This is a genomic window from Herminiimonas sp. CN (genome assembly GCF_000622895.1).
In the GTDB taxonomy this organism is placed as follows: domain Bacteria; phylum Pseudomonadota; class Gammaproteobacteria; order Burkholderiales; family Burkholderiaceae_D; genus AVCC01.
This window is the reverse complement of the sequence record NZ_AVCC01000004.1, coordinates 1-19,327: the sequence shown is the minus strand read 5'-3', so window position 1 is coordinate 19,327 and position 19,327 is coordinate 1. Positions and strand designations below refer to the sequence as shown.

General features: G+C 62.2%; 19 protein-coding genes. 8 read left to right on the top strand and 11 right to left on the bottom strand.

What is annotated here, in order from left to right:
• Positions 1-17: 17 nt before the first annotated feature.
• Both hrcA and HMCN_RS0101790 read right to left on the bottom strand, forming a co-directional pair.
• Positions 18-1,037, bottom strand: a complete 1,020-nt coding sequence (gene hrcA / locus HMCN_RS0101795; RefSeq protein ID WP_025915764.1) for a heat-inducible transcriptional repressor HrcA — start codon at positions 1,035-1,037, stop codon at positions 18-20.
• Between the two features lie 69 nt (positions 1,038-1,106).
• Positions 1,107-1,808, bottom strand: a complete 702-nt coding sequence (locus tag HMCN_RS0101790) for an HAD family hydrolase (RefSeq protein ID WP_025915763.1) — start codon at positions 1,806-1,808, stop codon at positions 1,107-1,109.
• Positions 1,809-1,893: 85 nt separating this feature from the next.
• Between HMCN_RS0101790 and HMCN_RS0101785 the strand changes: the two genes are divergently transcribed.
• The 7 genes from HMCN_RS0101785 (at position 1,894) to can (ending at position 10,948) form a co-directional block, all read left to right on the top strand.
• A complete protein-coding gene (locus tag HMCN_RS0101785) occupies positions 1,894-2,787 on the top strand; it encodes an NAD kinase (protein ID WP_025915762.1) in 894 nt (297 codons plus the stop codon).
• Between the two features lie 60 nt (positions 2,788-2,847).
• Entirely contained in the window at positions 2,848-4,494 is a 1,647-nt protein-coding gene (recN, locus tag HMCN_RS0101780) for a DNA repair protein RecN (RefSeq protein WP_025915761.1), read from the top strand.
• Between the two features lie 121 nt (positions 4,495-4,615).
• Positions 4,616-5,722: a ferrochelatase gene (hemH, locus tag HMCN_RS0101775; protein WP_025915760.1), complete on the top strand. Its 1,107-nt coding sequence runs from the start codon at positions 4,616-4,618 to the stop codon at positions 5,720-5,722.
• 461 nt (positions 5,723-6,183) lie between these two features.
• The gene (gene grpE / locus HMCN_RS0101770; RefSeq protein WP_025915759.1) at positions 6,184-6,741 is read left to right on the top strand and encodes a nucleotide exchange factor GrpE; all 558 of its coding nucleotides are present in this window, start codon (positions 6,184-6,186) and stop codon (positions 6,739-6,741) included.
• Between the two features lie 98 nt (positions 6,742-6,839).
• Entirely contained in the window at positions 6,840-8,786 is a 1,947-nt protein-coding gene (dnaK, locus tag HMCN_RS0101765; RefSeq protein WP_025915758.1) for a molecular chaperone DnaK, read from the top strand.
• A 216-nt stretch (positions 8,787-9,002) separates the two neighbouring features.
• Positions 9,003-10,130, top strand: coding sequence for a molecular chaperone DnaJ (gene dnaJ, locus HMCN_RS0101755; RefSeq protein ID WP_025915756.1), 1,128 nt, complete (start codon positions 9,003-9,005; stop codon positions 10,128-10,130).
• A 152-nt stretch (positions 10,131-10,282) separates the two neighbouring features.
• Positions 10,283-10,948, top strand: a complete 666-nt coding sequence (can, locus tag HMCN_RS0101750; protein WP_025915755.1) for a carbonate dehydratase — start codon at positions 10,283-10,285, stop codon at positions 10,946-10,948.
• Positions 10,949-11,055: 107 nt separating this feature from the next.
• On the opposite strand, the gene HMCN_RS0101745 is transcribed toward can, so the two are convergent.
• From HMCN_RS0101745 to HMCN_RS0101705, 9 genes are all read right to left on the bottom strand, one after another.
• Positions 11,056-11,724: an ATP-binding cassette domain-containing protein gene (locus HMCN_RS0101745; RefSeq protein WP_025915754.1), complete on the bottom strand. Its 669-nt coding sequence runs from the start codon at positions 11,722-11,724 to the stop codon at positions 11,056-11,058.
• Positions 11,721-12,422: an ABC transporter permease gene (locus HMCN_RS0101740; RefSeq protein WP_369792129.1), complete on the bottom strand. Its 702-nt coding sequence runs from the start codon at positions 12,420-12,422 to the stop codon at positions 11,721-11,723. Before HMCN_RS0101740 ends, HMCN_RS0101745 begins: the two co-directional genes overlap by 4 nt.
• Positions 12,423-12,435: 13 nt before the next feature.
• Positions 12,436-13,254 (bottom strand): 3-methyl-2-oxobutanoate hydroxymethyltransferase, encoded by an 819-nt coding sequence (panB, locus tag HMCN_RS0101735; protein WP_025915752.1) that lies wholly within the window; start codon positions 13,252-13,254, stop codon positions 12,436-12,438.
• Positions 13,255-13,302: 48 nt separating this feature from the next.
• Positions 13,303-13,650, bottom strand: a complete 348-nt coding sequence (locus HMCN_RS0101730; RefSeq protein ID WP_025915751.1) for a DMT family protein — start codon at positions 13,648-13,650, stop codon at positions 13,303-13,305.
• 113 nt (positions 13,651-13,763) lie between these two features.
• Positions 13,764-14,255, bottom strand: a complete 492-nt coding sequence (gene folK, locus HMCN_RS0101725; RefSeq protein WP_025915750.1) for a 2-amino-4-hydroxy-6-hydroxymethyldihydropteridine diphosphokinase — start codon at positions 14,253-14,255, stop codon at positions 13,764-13,766.
• Complete coding sequence (gene pcnB, locus HMCN_RS0101720) at positions 14,252-15,622, bottom strand: polynucleotide adenylyltransferase PcnB (RefSeq protein WP_025915749.1); 1,371 nt, start codon at positions 15,620-15,622, stop codon at positions 14,252-14,254. The genes folK and pcnB overlap by 4 nt, the downstream gene beginning before the upstream one ends.
• Complete coding sequence (locus HMCN_RS0101715) at positions 15,615-16,286, bottom strand: HAD family phosphatase (RefSeq protein WP_025915748.1); 672 nt, start codon at positions 16,284-16,286, stop codon at positions 15,615-15,617. Before HMCN_RS0101715 ends, pcnB begins: the two co-directional genes overlap by 8 nt.
• Positions 16,283-16,975, bottom strand: a complete 693-nt coding sequence (hda, locus tag HMCN_RS0101710; protein ID WP_025915747.1) for a DnaA regulatory inactivator Hda — start codon at positions 16,973-16,975, stop codon at positions 16,283-16,285. The genes HMCN_RS0101715 and hda overlap by 4 nt, the downstream gene beginning before the upstream one ends.
• Positions 16,975-18,057 carry an AI-2E family transporter gene (locus HMCN_RS0101705; RefSeq protein WP_025915746.1) on the bottom strand — a complete coding sequence of 361 codons (1,083 nt, stop codon included), beginning with the start codon at positions 18,055-18,057 and terminating at the stop codon, positions 16,975-16,977. The genes hda and HMCN_RS0101705 overlap by 1 nt, the downstream gene beginning before the upstream one ends.
• A 103-nt stretch (positions 18,058-18,160) precedes the next feature.
• Between HMCN_RS0101705 and purM the strand changes: the two genes are divergently transcribed.
• Entirely contained in the window at positions 18,161-19,204 is a 1,044-nt protein-coding gene (purM, locus tag HMCN_RS0101700; RefSeq protein ID WP_025915745.1) for a phosphoribosylformylglycinamidine cyclo-ligase, read from the top strand.
• Positions 19,205-19,327: the final 123 nt, after the last annotated feature.

Genomic DNA, 19,327 nt, shown 5'->3' with positions numbered 1-19,327 from the left:
GCAACCAGTACACAGCATCAGTGACTTAACGCATTCGACAGCAGTTTGGCGGTGATATCCACCATCGGTATCACGCGTTCGTACGCCATCCGGGTCGGCCCGATTACGCCCAGCGTGCCGACAATGCGGCCGTTGACTTCGTAGGGTGCGGTGACGATGCTGGTGTCGTCCATCGGCATCAGCTGCGATTCGCCGCCGATGAAAATCTGTACCCCGGTGGCCTTGCTGGACATGTCGAGCAATTGCATCAGGCCGGTTTTTTGCTCGAACATGTCGAACAGTTTGCGCAGCGAGCCCATGTTGGCGGCCAGGTCGCCCACATGCAGCAAGTTGCACTCGCCCGAGATCACCACATCTTCGCTGTCATCGGTCATTGCTTCGCTGCCGGCTTCCACCGCGGCCTGCATCAGGCGCGTCATGTCGTCGCGCAGGCTGCGCAATTCGTTTTGCAGCCGCAGCCGCACCTCGTCGAAGCTCAATCCGCCGTAATTCTGGTTAATGTAATTGGCGGCCTGCACCAGCTGTGCCGGGGTGTAATCGACTTCGGTCAGCAGCAGGCGGTTCTGCACGTCGCCGCCCGGGCTGACGATCACCAGCAGTATCCGTTTTTTTGACAGGCGCAGAAATTCGATCTGCTGAAATACCGATTCATGCCGCGGCGTCAGCACCACGCCGGCGAACTGCGACAGCGAAGACAGCACCTGGGCTGCATTGGTGATGATTTTTTGCGGCGATTTGCCGGACAGCGTGGCTTGCATCCTGGATTCGACCGCAGTCTCGTCGAAGGCTTGCACCGTCAGCAGGGTATCGACGAAGACCCGATAGCCGCGCGGCGTCGGAATCCGTCCGGCTGACGTATGCGGGCTGACGATGAAGCCCATTTGCTCCAGGTCGGACATGACATTGCGGATGGTGGCGGGCGACAAATCCAGCCCCGACAGTTTCGACAAGGCGCGCGAGCCGACCGGCTGGCCGTCTGCGATATAGCGTTCGACCAGGGCCTTCAGCAGGGTTTGTGCACGGATATCGAGTTGCATAGGTTTATAGAAAGAGAGCGGGTTGACTTTTACCTACATGGGGGCGGCAGCCGCGATTGGCAACATGAATTATGGGCCGATCGGATCAAGCAGCCAGCGTTCGAGTTCATGCAGCGTGGTGCAGACCGCGTCCGGATGGATATCTGCCGTCAGGCTGCGCCCGAAGCGGTTCATCCAGACGCCGCGCAATCCGGCATTTTGCGCGCCTTGCACGTCCAGCAGCAGATCGTCGCCGACATATACCGCCTGCTGCGGCTGGACCGCGAGGGCGGCGCAGGCCGCATGAAAAATTTGCGGATCGGGTTTGGCGCGGCCGAAGCGGTGCGCCGCAATCGAGGCCTGGAAATGGTGCGCGATGCCGATGGCCTGCAGATCGGCAAAACCGTTCGAAATCGAGCCTACCGCCAGCCGCGCATTCAGCCTGAGCAGTCCCGGCAGCACATCCTCGAACGGCGTGACCGCACTGCGCGCAGTGGAGAAGACCGCCATTGCCTGGTCAACCCTGGCAATATCCGCGCCGACCTGGCGGAAGGCTTCGCACAGCGTTGCATGGCGCAAGCCCCACAGGTCGATGCGGTAGCGCGGCTCGGCTTGCATCAGCGCCTGCCGGCGAGCCCGCAGCATGTCGATCGTATAACGCTCGGCTACCGCCGGCGCATGCGCGGCCAGCCAGTCGTGCAACAGGTTTTCAGCCCGCTCCAGTACCGGGACGATCGGCCACAAGGTGTCATCGAGGTCGAACAGCACAGCTTTGATCGGAGTTTTCAAAATGCTTATCTTTCACATCCTTCAAGAGATGGCTGAATTATGGTCTAATCTGCGCATGCCGTCCTCCCTTACTCCAGCCCAGCCCACTATGTCAGCAACGCCAAAAACCATTGCCTTCGTTGGTAAGAGTCAGGCTCCCGGCATCGCACAGTCGCTGTCCCGGATCGCCCATTTTTTCGATGATGCAGGGCATACCGTCGTGCTGGAAACCGAAACCGCGCGCGAGATCGGGTCGACCGATTTTGCGGCAATGACGCCGGCGCAAATCGGCCAGCATGCCGACGTGGCGATTGTGGTCGGCGGCGACGGCACCATGCTCGGCATCGCGCGCCAGCTGGCGCCGTATGGCGTGCCGCTGATCGGCATCAATCAGGGCCGGTTGGGCTTCATGACCGATATTCCGCTCGATGGCATGTTGCCGGTGCTGACCGATATGCTGGCAGGCAATTTCGAATCCGAATCCCGCACGCTGCTGGAAGGCGCGGTGCTGCGCGATGGCGAACGGATATTTTCGGCGCTGGCGTTCAACGATGTGGTGGTGTCGCGCGGCGCCGGCGCCGGCATGGTCGAGTTGCGGGTCGATGTCGATGGCCGCTTCATGTACAACCAGCGCTCCGACGGGCTGATCGTCTCGACGCCGACCGGTTCGACCGCGTATTCGCTGTCGGCCGGCGGGCCCTTGCTGCATCCCAACCTGAGCGGCATCGTGCTGGTGCCGATTGCTCCGCACGCGTTGTCGAATCGTCCGATCGTGGTGCCCGATTCGAGCGAAATCATGATCGAGGTCGTCAGCGGCCGCGACACCAGCGTCAATTTCGACATGCAGTCGTTCGCCAGCCTGTTGCCGCGCGACCGTATCCATCTCAAGCGTTCCGCGCACCGGATCACCTTCATACACCCGCAAGGCTGGAGTTATTACGACACCCTGCGCGAGAAACTGCACTGGAATGAAATCCCGAGCGCCAAAGGGCCGCAGACGTAGGTCGCCCGGCGCCATGCCTGCGGCAGTCTGCCGCAGATCCCGACTCTTGCAGATACCCTTATGCTACGTACACTTTCCATCCGTGATTTCGTGATTGTCGATGCCCTCGAGCTGGAATTTTCCGGCGGGTTTTCGGTGTTTACCGGCGAAACCGGCGCCGGCAAGTCGATTCTGATCGATGCGCTGGCGCTGGCGCTGGGCGGGCGCGGCGATGCCAGCGTGGTGCGCGAAGGCGCGCCCAAGGCCGAACTCAGCGCCGAGTTCGCCGTCGATGCGGAAACCGCCGCCTGGCTGGATGCCAATGCATTCCAGAGCGAAGAGGGCGCACTGCTGCTGCGCCGCGTGATCGACAATGCCGGTCGCTCCAAAGCCTTCATCAACGGCGGTGCCGCCACCGCCGCCCAGTTGCGCGAGGTCGGCGAAATGCTGGTCGATATCCACGGCCAGCATGCGCACCAGTCGCTGCTGAAGCCCGATGCCCAGCGCACCCTGCTCGACAGCCAAGCCGGCCTGCTGCCGCAGGCGCGCGCAGTGGCTGCCGCCTACCGGGACTGGCGCGGCATCGCCAAACAGCGCGAAACCTTCGAAAAAGACGCGAAAAACGTGCTGCTGGAGCGCGAGCGGCTCGAGTGGCAGGTCGGCGAACTGGAAAAACTCGCGGCCAGGCCGGGCGAATGGGAGCAGGTCAGCGCCGAACACAGCCGCCTGTCGCATGCGGCCGGCCTGATCGAGGGCGCGCAGGAGGCGCTGGATGCGATTTCCGAAGCCGAGCAGCCGATCTTGTCGCAACTCTCGAGCCTGAACCAGAAGCTGGGCAAGCTGGCCGACATCGACGGCGCATTGAAGCCGGTGCTGGAACTGCTGGAGCCGGCCCGCATCCAGTTGCAGGAAGCAGTGTATGCGCTCAACGATTACCTGGGACGGGTCGAACTCGATCCGAATCGGCTGCGCGCCGTCGAGGCGCGGCTCGACGCGCTGCATTCGACCGCGCGCAAATTCCGGATCGCGCCGGAACAGCTGCCGGCTGAATGCGATGCGCTGTCGCTGCAACTGCGGCAACTGGCCGACGCCAGCGATCTCGACGCGCTGCACGCGCAGGAAGGCAATGCAAAAGCGGCCTACCTGCTGCTGGCGCAAAAATTGTCCAAGGCGAGGGCGAAGGCTGCCAAAACCCTGGGCGATGCGGTGAGCGCCGCGATGCAGGATTTGAGCATGGCCGGCGGGCGCTTCGTGGTGGCATTGCATCCGATCGATGCGGCAGCATGCGGGCTGGAGCAGGTCGAGTTTCTGGTGGCCGGCCATGCCGGCAGTGCGCCGCGGCCATTGGCCAAGGTCGCCTCCGGCGGCGAACTGGCGCGCATTGCGCTGGCGATTTCGGTCATCACTTCCAGCGCCACCGCGACGCCGACGCTGATCTTCGATGAAGTCGACAGCGGCATCGGCGGCGGCGTGGCCGAAGTGGTCGGCCGTCTGCTCAAGCGGCTGGGGCAGGACCGGCAGGTGCTGTGCGTGACGCACTTGCCGCAGGTGGCCAGCCAGGCCAACCAGCATTTCGAGGTCAGCAAGGAAAGCCGGAACGGCAAAACCCTGTCCCGCATCGCCGCGCTCGACGCCAAAAACCGGGTCGAAGAAATCGCCCGCATGCTCGGCGGGATCGAGATCACCGCCACCACCCGCAAGCATGCGCGCGAGTTGCTGGCGCTCTAAATGCGCGGAGTATGCTGCAAAAACATATGAATGCCGCAATTATTCAGCGCGGTACTGAAAATACCCATTGATGTATCGCTGCAGAAGCGATGCCTAACCCGCCACCGGAAGCCATCGATCCATGTCCTTTCAAGCAGAACCGCCGTACGTTCACGGCACGCCGTCCAAAACCGCCGTGGTGCTGGTCAACCTCGGCACGCCGGAAGCGCCGACCGCGGCCGCGCTGCGGCCTTACCTGAAGCAATTCCTGTCGGATAGCCGCGTGGTCGAGATTCCGAAGGCGCTCTGGTGGCTGATCCTGCACGGCATCATCCTGCCGCTGCGCGCCGGCAAATCGGCGGCCAAGTACGCGACCATCTGGACCGCGGATGGTTCGCCGCTGAAAGTCCACACCGAAAAACAGGCCCGGCTGCTGCAGGGTTACCTGGGCCAGCGCGGCCACCAGTTGCAGGTCGCGTATGCGATGAGCTACGGCCAGCCATCGCTGCCGGGAGTGCTCGACCAGCTGAAGGCGGATGGCTGCGAGCGCATCCTGATCCTGCCGGCCTATCCGCAGTATTCGGCCACCACCACCGCATCGGTGTTCGACGCGGTGTTTGCCCATTACCGCAAGGTGCGCAACATTCCGGAGTTGCGCCTGGTCAAGCATTATCACGACCACCCCGGCTATATCGACGCCCTGAAGCAGTCGGTGCTGGCGCACTGGCAGGCCAACGGCCGTCCGGACCGGCTGGTGATGAGCTTTCACGGCGTGCCGAAGCGCACGCTGACGCTGGGCGACCCTTACCATTGCGAATGCTACAAGACCGCCCGCCTGCTGGCAGCGGCACTCGGGTTGACCCAGGAGCAATACCTGGTGACGTTCCAGTCCCGTTTCGGCAAGGCTGAATGGCTGCAGCCGTATACCGCGCCAAGCTTGCAGAAATTGGCGAGGGAAGGCGTGGCGCGGGTCGATTTGATCTGCCCCGGCTTCACCAGCGACTGCCTGGAAACGCTGGAAGAAATCGCGATCGAAGCGCGTCATGACTTCCTGGCCGCCGGCGGGCGCGACTTTCGCTATATCGCCTGCCTCAACGAGTCCGCGGCATGGGTGCATGCGCTGGCCGATATCGTGCTGCAGCACGCCGGCGGCTGGCCGACCGCCAGCAACGCCGACTCCCGCGCGGCGCAGCAGGCAGCCGCGCAAATCGCGCGCACCGAATCACGCCGGCTCGGCGCCGCATCGTAATGCAAAAATCAGGGGTATTCTGCAAACGGATTTATTTATATGCGGTTTCGAATGTATTTTTCGGCATACTCTAACCCGCCTTGGAACAAGGTTCAAACGGGACTTGCGCTGCCGTCGAATCAGAAAATTGGCGTGCTGTCCACAGTTTTGCAAATCCATGCGGTGGCAAGCAGGACATAAGCCAGGACGGATGCGAAAATTAGCGGTAACCTCATGATGTTCACCTTTCCACGCCGGTGGGCGACTGGTTCGTTCCATTTTCAGTCTAGCCGCAGCGGACCTGAAATACCATGCGGGCACAGTAATTTTGGTTACCTTCTGTAACGGAAGCGGGCGGCAGCGCAGCGCGGCAGATCGGTGCATGCTGCCGCATTTGCAGCGGCTCCCCCCTTGAATATGGTTGGGACAGCCCCATTTATTTTGGATGTTGAAATTAGGTTATTGATTGTCGGAGGCTTTTCATGCAAAACGCAGAGCAACAAACAGAACAAATGAATCCGTCGGATACCTCGTCGCCGGAGCAGGACGCACCTGCGGGTGCCGAGCAACCTGCTGGCGCTGCAGCGCTGGCGCAGCAACTGGCAGAGGCGCAAGCCAAAATCGCCGAGATGCAGGATGCATTCCTGCGCGCCAAGGCCGATGCCGAAAACATTCGCCGTCGCGCCCAGGACGACATCAGCAAGGCGCACAAGTTCGCTATCGAAGGTTTTGCCGAGTTGCTGGTGCCGGTCAGGGATAGCCTGGAAACGGCGCTGGCCATCGAGACGCCGTCAGTCGCTGCGCTCAAGGAAGGCGTCGAAATGACCTTGAAGCAACTTGCCAGCGCGTTCGAGAAAAACAAGTTGACCGAAGTGTCCCCGCAACCGGGCGACAAGCTCGATCCAAGCCGTCATCAGGCAGTATCGATGGTGCCGGCCGAGCAGGAGGCCAATACCATAGTCACCGTACTGCAAAAAGGCTACATGATTTCGGACCGCTTGTTGCGCCCGGCGCTGGTGACGGTATCGCAAGGTAAATAAATAACAGAATAGTGGTAAAAAATGCTTGAAAACGGTTTTTTTCTCCACATATTTACAACAATCAAACTTTAGTCACTCAGTCTAAAAAGGATAACATCATGGGCAAAATCATCGGCATTGACTTGGGCACAACCAATTCTTGCGTTTCCGTCATAGAAAACGGCCAGCCGAAAGTGATCGAGAATGCGGAAGGTGCGCGCACCACGCCGTCCATCATTGCGTATCAGGAAGACGGCGAAATTCTGGTCGGCGCCTCCGCCAAGCGCCAGGCAGTCACTAATCCGACCAATACGCTGTTCGCGGTCAAGCGCCTGATCGGCCGCAAGTTCGACGAAAAGGAAGTCCAGAAAGACATCGGGCTGATGCCTTTTTCGATTATCAAGGCAGACAACGGCGACGCCTGGATTTCGACCCGCGACAAGAAACTGGCGCCGCCGCAAATCTCGGCCGAAGTCTTGCGCAAGATGAAAAAGACCGCCGAAGACTACCTCGGCGAAGAAGTCACCGAAGCCGTCATCACGGTGCCGGCTTACTTCAATGATTCGCAGCGCCAGGCCACCAAGGATGCCGGTCGCATCGCCGGCCTGGATGTCAAGCGCATCATTAACGAGCCGACTGCCGCCGCATTGGCGTTCGGCATGGACAAGACCGAAAAGGGCGATCGCAAGATTGCTGTCTACGATCTGGGCGGCGGCACCTTCGACGTCTCGATCATCGAAATCGCCGATGTTGATGGCGAGAAGCAGTTTGAAGTGCTGTCGACCAACGGCGACACTTTCCTCGGCGGCGAAGATTTCGACCAGCGCATCATCGATTACATCATCGACGAGTTCAAGAAGATCAACGGCCTCGATCTGAAGAAGGACCCGATCGCATTGCAGCGCATCAAGGCGTCCGCCGAGCGCGCGAAGATCGAGTTGTCTTCGACTCAGCAAACCGAAATCAATGAGCCGTACATTGCGATGGCCAACGGCGCACCGGTGCATCTGAACCTGAAAATGACCCGCGCCAAGCTGGAGTCGCTGGTTGAGGAGCTGATCATCCGCACCATCGAACCGTGCCGCACCGCGATCAAGGACGCCGGCGTCAAGGTCACCGATATCGACGACATCATCCTGGTCGGCGGCATGACCCGGATGCCGATGGTGCAGGAGAAGGTCAAGGAATTCTTCGGCAAGGATCCGCGCAAGGACGTCAATCCGGATGAGGCGGTGGCGGTCGGCGCTGCGATCCAGGGTTCGGTATTGTCGGGCGACCGCAAGGATTTGCTGTTGCTGGACGTAACACCGCTGTCGCTCGGCATCGAGACCATGGGCGGCGTGATGACCAAGATGATCCAGAAGAACACCACGATCCCGACCAAGTTCAGCCAGGTGTTCTCGACCGCCGAAGACAACCAGCCTGCGGTCACCATCAAGGTGTTCCAGGGCGAGCGCGAAATCGCCGCCGGCAACAAGGCGCTGGGCGAATTCAATCTGGAAGGCATCCCGCCGGCAGGCCGCGGCACGCCGCAGATCGAAGTCACGTTCGACATCGACGCCAACGGCATCCTGCATGTCGGCGCGAAAGACAAGGCGACCGGCAAGGAAAACAAGATCACGATCAAGGCCAACTCGGGCCTGACCGAGGAAGAAATCCAGAAAATGGTCAAGGACGCCGAGCTGAATGCGGAAGAGGATCACAAGCTCCGCGAGCTGGCCGACGCCCGCAACCAGGGCGATGCGCTGGTGCACTCGACCCGCAAATCGCTGGGCGAGTACGGCGACAAGCTCGAGGCCGGCGAGAAAGAGCAGATCGAAGCCGCCATCAAGGAGCTGGAGGAGGTAATCAAGGGCAACGACAAGGCTGTCATCGACGCCAAGACCGCTACCCTGTCGACTGCATCGCAAAAGCTGGGTGAAAAGATGTACGCCGACATGCAGGCGCAACAGGCGGCGGCAGGTGCAGCCGCTGGCGGCGCGGCCGGAGGTGCGGGCGGTGCAGAGGCAAAACCGGCCGAAGACGATGTGGTCGATGCCGATTTCAAGGAAGTCAAGGACAAGTAATTTCCTGTCGGGCGGCGCAGTGTTTGCTGCGCCGCAATGGCTTGCCGAGTTCATGCAGAAGCGCAAGCGATGCTGGCTCGGCTTTTTGCATATTCCCATTTGCATTAAAAACGGCGGCGGTATGCAAGGCATCAAGCGCCGTGTCCGGTGTGCCTTGCTCTCCTTTCTAATGCAAATTGGAATAACTAATAGCTTTGAGTAAAAGGTTGGAAAAAGATGGCGAAGCGTGATTTTTATGAAGTACTGGGCGTGGCGAAAAACGCTTCCGAGGAAGAAATCAAGAAAGCGTATCGCAAGCTCGCAATGAAACACCATCCGGACCGCAATCCGGACAGCAAGACCGCGGAAGGCAAGTTCAAGGAGGTCAAGGAAGCCTACGAGATGCTGTCGGATGCGCAAAAGCGCGATGCCTACGACCGTTACGGCCATGCCGGCGTCGATCCCAACATGGGTGGCGGCGGTGGCGCCGGCGCCGGCGGCTTCGGCGATGCCTTCGGCGACATTTTTGGCGACATTTTCGGCAGCGGCGCGCGCGGCGGGCGCGGTGCCGGGCCGCAGGTATATCGCGGCGCGGATTTGCGCTACAACCTCGAAATCACGCTGGAGCAGGCCGCGCACGGCTTCGACACCACGATCCGGGTGCCGTCGTGGGATACCTGCGATACCTGCCACGGCAGCGGCGCCAAGGCCGGCACTGCGCCTGCCACCTGTTCCACCTGCGGCGGCCACGGCCAGGTGCGCATGCAGCAGGGTTTCTTCAGCATCCAGCAAACCTGCCCGAAATGCCACGGCACCGGCAAGACCATCACCGATCCCTGTCCGCCGTGCGGCGGCGCCGGCAAGATCAAGCGCAACAAGACGCTGGAAGTGAAGATTCCGGCCGGCATCGACGACGGCATGCGGATCCGCTCCTCCGGCAACGGCGAACCCGGCACCAATGGCGGCCCGTCGGGCGACCTGTACGTGGAAGTCCACATCAAGCAACATGCGGTGTTCCAGCGCGACGGCGACGATCTGCACTGCGAGATTCCGATTTCCTTCACCAAGGCGGCGCTCGGCGGCGACATCGAAGTGCCGACTCTGAGCGGCAAGGCGTCGTTCTCGATCCCCGAGGGCACCCAGTCCGGCAAGACTTTCCGCTTGCGCAGCAAGGGCATCAAGGGCGTGCGCTCCGGTTATGCGGGCGATCTGTTTTGCCACGTCGTGATTGAAACTCCGGTCAAATTGACGGAAGCCCAGAAAGCCAGCCTGCGCGAATTCGAGCGTCTGACTTCGGAAGGCGGCGCCAAGCACAGCCCGCAAAGCAAATCCTGGATGGATAAGGTGAAGGGTTTTTTCGAATAATTTGATTGCAGAATCCATCGTGCATCCGCCGGCCGATGTGAGTGGCCACTAATGAATTCACAGCCTGATTCCGATAAAATGTGCGCGCATCGGGTACGGTGCCGGCTGTCGGAAGGATCGCGGCTATGATGTTTTTTCAGGAGTATGGGCAGATGCCAGAACCAAAAACGGACCTTTCGCCAGCACAGCTTTTTCTGAATAACCAGAATTGGGCTGCAGCCATCAAGGCCGAAGATGCGGATTTTTTCAAGAAACTGGCGGCGCAGCAGGCACCGGAATACCTGTGGATCGGTTGCGCCGACAGCCGCGTTCCGGCCAACGAATTGCTCGGCATGCTGCCGGGCGAACTGTTTGTCCATCGCAATATCGCCAATGTGGTGGTGCATACCGACTTGAACTGCCTGTCGGTGCTGCAGTTCGCCATCGATGTGCTGAGCGTCAAGCATGTGATCATCTGCGGCCATTACGGCTGCTCCGGGGTGAGCGCGGCATTGATGCGGCGCCGCATCGGCCTGGCCGACAACTGGCTGCGCCATGTGCAGGACGTGCATCAGAAGCATGAAAAATATTTCGGCGATGTCTTGCCGAACCGGGCTCAGCAGGATCGCCTGTGCGAACTGAATGTGATCGAGCAGGTCACCAATCTGTGCCAGACCACCATCCTGCAGGACGCCTGGGAGCGCGGCCAGGAAGTTACCGTGCACGGCTGGGTGTACGGCTTGCAGGACGGCTTGCTGCGCGAGCTCGGGATGGAAGTCAATTCAGCCGAATCGCTGGCGCAAAAACTGGCGACGGTGTTTGCCCGCTATGAACTGTGATCGTACAAATAGTGATTTTTTCTGGAGTATGGCAATAAATCATGTTATTTCCGTATTGATATCAGCGGAATTTAAAAATACAGCATGATGTATTGAGTGATGGCCGGTTACTCCGAGCGGGCATGCAGCTGCAGCCGGCCGTCGCGCAGTTTGATTCGTTGCACTTGCGGCAACGCGATCAGGTCGCGGTCGTGGCAGGCCATGATCACGCTGCTGCCTTCTGCCAGCAGCGCCGGAATCAGCCCGATCACCTGCTCGCGCGCGGCGCCGTCGAGGTTCGAGGTCGGCTCGTCCAGCAGCAGCAGCCTGGGTTGCAGGATGCGGGCGCGCGCCAGCGCGACCCGCTGCTTTTCGCCGCCGGACAGCGTGGTGGCCGGGTTGTCACGCAGGTGCGCGACGCCGGCCCAGGCCATCGCTTCGTCGATCCGCTCGGCGCGCCAGGCGCTGGTATTGCCGCGCCGGTTCAGGCCGTAGCCGATATTGGCAGCCACGCTGCCGGCAAACATGACCGGATGCTGGTGCACGTAAATGATCGCGGCGCGCAAGGCGCTTGGGTAGGGCGCCAGCGGCATCGCTTGGCCGAGCAGCGCGAGAGACGCGCATTCGGCCGGCTCCAGTCCCGCCAAGATGCGCAGCAGCGTGCTTTTGCCGGCGCCGTTGATGCCGGTCAGCACATAGGCGCTGGCGCTGGCGATGGAAAAATCGTCGATCTCGAACAGCAGGCGCTGGCCGTGGCGCTTGCGCAGTTGGCGCAACTGGAGCAGCGGTATGGTCATCGCAGCTGCCCCTGATGCCGGGCGTCGCCCTGCAGCAGCATCAGCGCCGCATTGATTGCCAGCGCAATCGCGATCAGCACGATGCCCAGCGCGATGCCCTGCGCGAACTCGCCCTTGCTGGTTTCCAGCGCAATCGCGGTGGTGATGGTGCGGGTCGCGCCGGCGATATTGCCGCCGACCATCATCGCGCAACCGACTTCCGAAATCACCCGGCCAAAACCGTTGATGACCGCCGCCATCACGCCGAACCGCACCTCATGCAGCAGCGTGAGCATCACGCGCAGGCGCGACGCGCCGAGCGTGACCGCGGTTTCCGCCAGGCGCGGGTCGGCCGCCTGCACCGCCGCCAGCGTCAGCGCGACCAGCACCGGCAGCGCGATCAGCGCCTGCCCGGCGATGATGCCGGGCTGCGCAAACAGCCATTGCAGCTCGCCCAGCGGCCCCCGGCGCGTCAGCATCATGTACAGCAGCAGGCCGATCAGCACCGTCGGCACCGACAGCGCCGCCTGCGCCAGCCAGATCAGGATGCGGCGGCCGCGGAAATTGCCGCGCGCCAGCGCATAGCCGCCCAGCAGCGCCAGCGGAGTGGCAATCGCCAGCCCGACGCTGGAAGTCTTGAGCGACACCCAGATGATCTGCCATAGCGCGGGGTCGCCCGAAAACAGCAGGACGAACGCCGCGCGGGTCGCCTCCATCATGGCCAGCGGCGCTTCAGAAGCAGTGTTCGGCGGCCGGGAACGATTTGTCCTTGACCGCTGCCACATACGCCTGCACCGCAGCGTCGATGCTGGTCTGGCCGTCCATGAAGTTCTTCACGAAGCGCGCCTTGCGGCCTGGAAACACGCCCAGCAAGTCGTGCATCACCAGCACCTGGCCGGAGCAATCCGGCCCGGCGCCGATGCCGATGGTCGGGATCGCCAGCAATTCTGTCACTTCGCGCCCGAGTGCGGCCGGAATCGCCTCCAGCAGCAGCATCGCGGCGCCGGCCGCTTGCAGCGCCAGCGCGTCGGCTTTCAGCAGGTCGGCCGCCTGCTGCGTCTTGCCCTGCACCTTGTAGCCACCCAGCTGGTGCACCGATTGCGGCGTCAGGCCGAGGTGGGCGCAGACCGGAATCGCGCGCTCGGTCAGGAAGCGCACGGTGTCGGCCAGCCAGGCGCCGCCCTCGAGCTTGACCATCTGCGCGCCGGCCTGGACCAGCTGCACCGCGTTATGGAACGCCGCTTCCGGCGTGGCGTAGCTGCCGAACGGCATGTCGGCCACGATGAACGCGGCCTGATTGCCGCGCGCCACGCTGGCGGTGTGGTAGGCGATGTCCTGCAGCGACACCGGCAGCGTCGAGTCGTGCCCCTGGCACACCATGCCGAGCGAATCGCCGATCAGCAGCATGTCGACGCCGCAGCGGTCCATCAGCGCGGCAAAGCTGGCGTCGTAGCAGGTCAGCATCGCGATTTTTTCGCCGGCGGCATGCAGCGCAGCCAGGGTCGCAATGGTGGTGGCCTTGCGTTGCGGGTCTTGAATATATCCAGCCATGGTGCATCCTCATCAAAAGTACTTCAACGAATAAAACGGCAAGCGGCGTTACGAGCGGAAAATGAAGTACACCGCGCCCACCAGGCACAGCGCGGCCCACAGGTAATCGAGCTTGAACGGCTGGCCCATGTAGAGCATCGCGAACGGCACGAACACCGTGAGTGTAATCGCTTCCTGCATGATTTTCAGTTGCGCCAGGCTGAACTGGGCGTAGCCGATGCGGTTGGCCGGCACCTGCAGCAGGTACTCGAACAGCGCAATTGCCCAGCTCACCAGCGCCGCGATCCACCACGGTTTGCTGGCGAAATTTTTCAGGTGGCCGTACCAGGCCACGGTCATGAAAATATTCGAGAAGAACAGCAGGCCGACGGTCTGCAGGGCGATTGAATTGGGCATGGTCCAGCTGGAGTGCTTGAATGTGGGGTATATGCTGAATTGTATCGTTTTTGCGCGTATTTTCTACGGAATAAAAAATACTATGGCATGTATATTTCTGCGCGAAAGGCGCTTCAGATCCTCTGGATGCGCTGGCCGGCGACTGCCGGAGCGAACTGATGCGCAGCGCCGCGGCCCGGGATCAGGATCAGCGGGTCGATTTCCAGCAGCGGGATCAGCACGAACGCGCGCTCGGTGATGCGCGGATGCGGCACCTGCAGCGCGGCGCCGGCAATCTCCTGCTCGCCGTACAGCAGCAGGTCGAGGTCGAGCGTGCGCGGTGCATTCCGATACGGGCGCTGGCGGCCGAAATCGTGCTCGATCGCTTGCAGCGCCAGCAGCAGGTCGGCAGCCGGCAGCCGGGTTTCCAGTTGCGCCACCGCGTTCACGTAGTCGTCGCCGCCGGCGTCGACCGGAGCGCTGCGAAACAGGCTCGATTGCGCGCGCAGGCGCGTCTGCGGCAGGGTCTGCAGTTGCGCGAGCGCGCCCAGCACCTGGCTGCGCGCATCGCCGAGGTTGGCGCCCAGGCCGATGTAGGCCAGCACCGGCGTCGGCTGCGCTGTCATGCCGCGCCTTCGGCGCTGTCGCTGGCTTTCCTGCGGCCGCGCCCGCCGCGCGAGCTGCTGCGCTTCTTGGCGCCGGTGCCGGCAGTGCGCGGCTTGGCGGCCAGCAAAACTTCGCGTTCGTTGCCGTCGGCGGTCATGAAATTGGTCCACCATTCGCCGAGTTCGGCATCGATTTCGCCGGAGGCGCAGCGCAGCAGCAGGAAGTCGTACGCGGCGCGCAGGCGCGGGTGTTCCAGCAGCTTGTACGGCGACTTGCCGGTGCGGCGCTCGAAGCGCGGCTGCATGGCCCAGATGTCGCGCATGTCGGAGCCGATCTTGCGCTGGATCGCCAGCTTGTCGGCCTGGGTGTCGAGCACGTCGTCGGCGGCCAGATGCAGCGCCGGGATCGGGAACTCGCCGGCGGCCTGGTAGGCATTCCATTTTTCCAGCACCTGATGCCACAGCAGCGAGGCGAACAGGAAGCCGGGCGAGACCGGCTTGCCCTGCCTGACGCGCTCGTCGGTGGCTTCCAGCGCCAGCGTGATGAATTTTTCGCCCATCGGCTGCTCCAGCACCACGTCCAGCAGCGGCAGCAAGCCGTGGTGCAAGCCTTCCGAGCGCAAGCGTTTCAGGCAGGCCAGCGCCTGGCCGGAGAGCAGCAGCTTGAGCATCTCGTCGAACACCCGCGCCGACGGCACGTTGTTGATCAGCGGCGCCATCACCGCGATCGGCGCCGCGGTGGCCGGATCGATCGAAAACTGCAGCCGGGCGGCGAAGCGCACCACCCGCAGCATGCGCACCGGGTCTTCGCGGTAGCGCGCTTCCGGCACGCCGATGATGCGCAGCGTCTTCTTGCGGATGTCGGCCATGCCGCCGTGGAAATCGAGCACGCTCTGGGTCGCCGGATCGTAGTACATCGCGTTGATGGTGAAGTCGCGCCGTACCGCATCCTCGTGGTGGGCGCCGAAGGTGTTGTCGCGCAGCACCCGGCCGTGCTCGTCCTTGGGCGACTCGACTGCGGCCGGGCCGCGGAAGGTGGTCACTTCCAGCAAGTCCTGGCCGAACATCACGTGCACGATCTGGAACCGCTTGCCGATGATGAACGCGCGCCGGAACAGCCGCTTGACCTGCTCCGGGGTGGCGTTGGTGGCGATGTCGAAATCCTTCGGCTTCACGCCCAGCAGCAGGTCGCGCACCGCGCCGCCCACCACATACGCCTTGAAGCCGGCTTCCTGTAGGGTCTGGGTGACGCGGATCGCGTTGTTGGACAGCAGCTTGGGGTCGATGCCGTGCTGCTTCGGGTCGAGCAGGTCCGGCTCCATGTTGTTGCCGGCGGCGTCGGTCTTGTTCTTGACGCCCAATATCTTGCGGATGAATTTTTTAATCATTGAATAATTTCAGGATGGGCCAGCCGAGCGCCTTGGCGTGCGCTTCCAGCAAGGCATTGGGATTGGTCGCCACCGGGTCGGTGACGGCCGACAAGAGCGGGATGTCGTTTTGCGAATCGCTGTAAAAATGGCTGCGCTCGAAGCTGTCCAGCGTTTTCCCCATGCCAGCCAGCCAGTCGCGCGTGTGGCTGACCTTGCCGGCGCCGGAAGTCGGAATGCCGATCAGCTTGCCGCTGATGCTGCCGTCGGCCAGGATTTCCGGCTCGGCCGCGATCAGGTGCGGCACTCCCAGCGCTTCGGCAATCGGCGCGGTGACGAAGCGGTTGGTGGCGGTGATGATGGCGCTCAGGTCGCCGGCGTCCTGGTGGCGTTTCAGCAAGTCGAGCGCGGCCGGCCGGATTGCCGGCCGGATCACTTCGGCCATGAATTGCGCATGCCAGTCGTCGAGCTGGCGGCGCGGGAATTGCGCCAGCGTACCGAGCGCGAACTCCAGGTACTCGACCGGGTCCAGCGTGCCGGCCTGGTATTGCGCGAAGAAGGCTGCATTGCGCCGTTCGAATGCGGCACGGTCGACCGCGCCGATGCGCGCCAGGAATTGCCCCCATTCGTAATCGGAATCGATCGGGATCAGGGTGTGATCGAGGTCAAACAAGGCTAAATTCATAATGCTTTCGGTTCGCCTTCAGGTTGTTCCAGCTGCAGCAGGCTGCGCAGCAGCGACAACGTGATCGGACGTTGGGTTTCAAGGGAATAGGCATCGAGCTCGTCGAGGATGGTCGACAGCGAACGCATGTCGCGCTGGGTATGCGTGAGCAGATAAGGCAGCACGCCGGGCGACAGGGTCAACCCGCGCATGTGGGCCGAATGGCTCAGGGCGGCAATCTTGTCCTCGTCGGTCAGTTCATGCAGCCGGTAAATCAGGCCCCAGCCAAGCCGGGTGCGCAAGTCTTCCCGCACCGCCAGCGTGGCCGGCGGCAGGTTGCCGGCAGCCACCAGCGCATAGCCGTGCTCGCGTACCTGGTTGAACAGGTTGAAGGCTTCGATCTGCAGCGCGGCCGATAACTGGTTGCAATCGTCGATCACATACAGCGTGATGGCAGGGTCGAACTGGAACGCGGCGGCGCCGGCGCCGCCGCCGATGAAGCGCGCGGCCGGCGCGGCGGCGGCCGCCATCGCGTGCAGCAGATGGGTCTTGCCGGCGCCGGGCTGGCCCCAGACGTAAACGAAGCGCTCGCTGGAAACCCGTGCCACGATCTGCTGCAGGCGCTCGGCCAGTTCGGGATTCTGGCCGACGAAGAAGTTATCGAAGGTCTGCGGCTTTTCCGGCCCTAAATCGAGTAATAGTTGCCGCATCATTGGTTGTAAAAACTGCTTTGTAAATACTGTGTGCGCAGATGCTTGAGCGCCACCGAAATGATGGCCGACAGCGGCAGCGCCAGCAGGATGCCGACAAAGCCGAACAGCTGGCCGAACGCCATCAGCGCGAAAATCACCGCCAGCGGATGCAGGCCGATGCGCTCGCCGACCAGGCGCGGCGTCAGGAAGAAGCTTTCCAGCACTTGCCCCAGGCCGTAAATCACGGCCACCAGAACCAGCCCGTGGATGCCGTCGAACTGCAGCACCGCCGCAATCAGCGCCAGCATCAGGCCCAGCCCGAAACCCAGGTACGGAATGAACACCAGCAAGCCGGTGATGATGCCGACCGGCAGCGCCACGTCGAAGCCGGCCAGCATCAGGGTCGCCGAGTAATACAGAGCCAGCATCAGCATCACCAGCAGCTGCCCGCGCAGGTATTGTGCCAGCAGGCCGTCAACCTCATCGGAGAGCGCCCGGGTCTTGTCGATCCACTGGCGCGGCAACAGCTTGAAGGCCGAGTGCAGGAGGCGGTGCCAGTCCAGCAGCAGATAGAACAGGATGAACGGAATCAGCAGCAGCATTGCAGCCCATCCCAGCACCGCCGAGCTGCCTTGCCTGGCCGAGGTCAGCAAGGTGCCCCAGATCTGGTCGCTGCTGGAAGCCAGCTTCGACGACAGCAGTTTTTTCAGGCCCTCGACATCCAGATTGACGTGGATCCCCAGCGCCGTCAGGCGCGGACTGAGGAAATCGTTGGCCTGTGCCAGGAAGGCCGGAATTTTTTCGCGCAGCAGCGGCAATTGGCTCTGCAGCACCGGCACCACGATCAGGATCAGTGCCAGCAGGGCGGCAAACAGCAGCGCAATCACCAGCAATACCGCCACCGAACGCGGCAGGCTGAAGCGGCCGATGCGCTGGCGGTCGAGCCAGTCGACGCCCGGATTCAGCGCATACGCCAGAATCGCCGCCGCAATGAACGGCGTCAGAACCGGCCCCAGCAAGACCAGCAGCACGGCCAGCAATACCCCCAGCGCCAGCCACAGCGCGGATTGTTTTTGCTCGGGAGTGAAGGTATGCGGCATTAAATGGGTGTCGGTTCGGGTCAATTTGATAAAATACCACTTTGCCGCGCCTGTTGACGCGGTCATATTCCTTTATTTTACCGCCTCTGCCGCCAATCACACCATGAACTCGACTCCAAACGTTTCCCTTTCCTACCGCGACGCCGGTGTTGACATCGATGCGGGAGATGCGCTGATCGAAGCGATCAAGCCGTTTGCCAAACGCACGCTGCGCGAAGGCGTGCTGGGCGGCATCGGCGGTTTCGGCGCCCTGTTCGAAATCAGCAAAAAGTACAAGGAGCCGGTGCTGGTGTCCGGCACCGACGGCGTCGGCACCAAGCTCAAGCTGGCGTTCCACCTGAACCGGCACGACACGGTCGGCATCGATCTGGTCGCGATGAGCGTCAACGATATCCTGGTGCAGGGCGCTGAGCCGCTGTTTTTCCTCGATTATTTCGCCTGCGGCAAGCTCGACGTGCCGAGCGCGACCGATGTCATCAAGGGCATCGCCAAGGGTTGCGAGCTGTCCGGCTGCGCGCTGATCGGGGGCGAAACCGCCGAAATGCCGAGCATGTACCCGGACGGCGAATACGACCTGGCCGGCTTCGCGGTCGGCGTGGTCGAAAAATCGAAAATCATCGACGGCAGCAAGATCGGCCCCGGCGACGCGGTGCTGGGGCTGGCCTCGTCCGGCGCGCACTCGAACGGCTATTCGCTGGTGCGCAAGATCATCGAAGTCGCGCAACCGGACCTAGACAGCGATTTCCACGGCCGCAAGCTGGCCGATGTGCTGATGGAGCCGACCCACCTGTACGTCAAGCCGTTGCTGGCGTTGATCGACGCGATGGAAGTCAAGGGCATGGCGCACATCACCGGCGGCGGCCTGGTCGAAAACGTGCCGCGCGTGCTGCAGCCGCACCTGACCGCCGAACTGGATCGCAGCAAGTGGGCGATGCCGCCGCTGTTTTCCTGGCTGCAACAGCACGGCAACGTGGCCGACGCCGAAATGCACCGGGTGTTCAACTGCGGTATCGGCATGGTGGTGATCGTTTCGCAGCAAAATGCCGCTGCTGCCATCGCCCAGTTGCAGGCCGCCGGCGAAACCGTTAGCCAGATCGGCGTCATCCGCGCCCGCCAAGGCGACGAGGCTCAGACCATCGTCTTATAGTTAATGGAGTATGTTCATGGCTGCAATAATTACCTGCTGAAAAATAGCTGTTTTTAGCTATACCCCTGCAAATCACTGGTAAGGCCGCAAAATCAAAAACGGCAGAACGAAGCGCATTCGTTC